This window comes from Protofrankia sp. CiP1_Cm_nod4 (assembly GCF_982290645.1).
On record NZ_CEVIVC010000078.1, the window covers coordinates 9,160 to 10,185 of the forward strand.

1 protein-coding gene is annotated in these 1,026 nt (G+C 70.1%); it reads left to right on the top strand.

Going from position 1 to position 1,026, the window contains the following annotated elements; translation table 11 throughout:
• A partial coding sequence (gene ccsB, locus AC5LSR_RS15340; RefSeq protein WP_493468607.1) for a c-type cytochrome biogenesis protein CcsB occupies window positions 1–1,011 on the top strand: 1,011 nt, incomplete at its 5' end.
• Between the last annotated feature and the right edge of the window lie 15 nt (window positions 1,012–1,026).

Consider the following 1,026-nt stretch of genomic DNA (forward strand, 5'->3'; position numbering starts at 1 on the left):
GGTACGGCTGTGGCGGGGACGGCTACAGCAGGCGCGGCTACAGCAGGAGCGTCTGTCACCTATGCCACTGACGATCGTGACGCTCTTGTGGATCCTGCTGCTGAGGCGCTCGCCGCGGCCGGCGCCCGGGCGGCCCGGCAGGCCGCCGAGCGGGCTGCGGTGGCCGAGGTGATGGCCGGGGACGGCGCGGACCTGTCGCTCTCACCTCGGGCGCGTTGGATCGGCCGGGTCGCAGTGCTGCTCACCGTGCTCGGATGCGCGGCGCACGTGGGCTCGGTGACCGCCCGTGGCCTGGCCGCGGACCGGGTGCCGTGGGGGAACATGTACGAGTTCTCATCCATGATCACCTTGATTGCGGTGCTGACCTACCTGGGCATGCTGGCCCGGACCCGGGCGCGCGTCCGCTGGCTGGGCGTCTTCGTGATGCTGCCGGTGGTCCTCTATCTCGGTCTCGCCGGCACGGTGCTCTACGTGGCGGCGGGCCCGCTCGTCCCGGCGCTCAACTCCTACTGGCTCAAGATCCACGTGGTGGCGGCGATCGTGGCCAGCGGGGTGTTCATGGTCTCGGCGGTCACCACCGTCCTGTATCTGCTGAAGGACCGTTGGGAGAACCGCCTCGCGGCCGTTGCCACCGGACAGGCCGAGGCCTCCGCGGCGATGCGCAGGCGCGGTGGGATCATGATGAGACTGCCCGCGGCCGCGTCGCTGGACCGCATCACCTACCGCGTGATCGGCTTCGCGTTCCCGGTCTGGACGTTCGCGGTCGTCGCCGGTGCCATCTGGGCGGAGGCGGCCTGGGGTCGCTACTGGGGCTGGGATCCCAAGGAGACCTGGTCGTTCATCACCTGGGTGATCTACGCGGCCTACCTGCATGCCCGCGCCACCGCCGGCTGGAAGGGCCGCCGGGCCGCGGCGATATCGCTGCTTGGTTTCAGCGCGCTGTTTGTCGACTACTATCTGGTCAACCTGGTCATCTCGGGGCTGCACTCCTACGCGGGTGTCGGCGCCTGACGCCCGTCGGCAGGA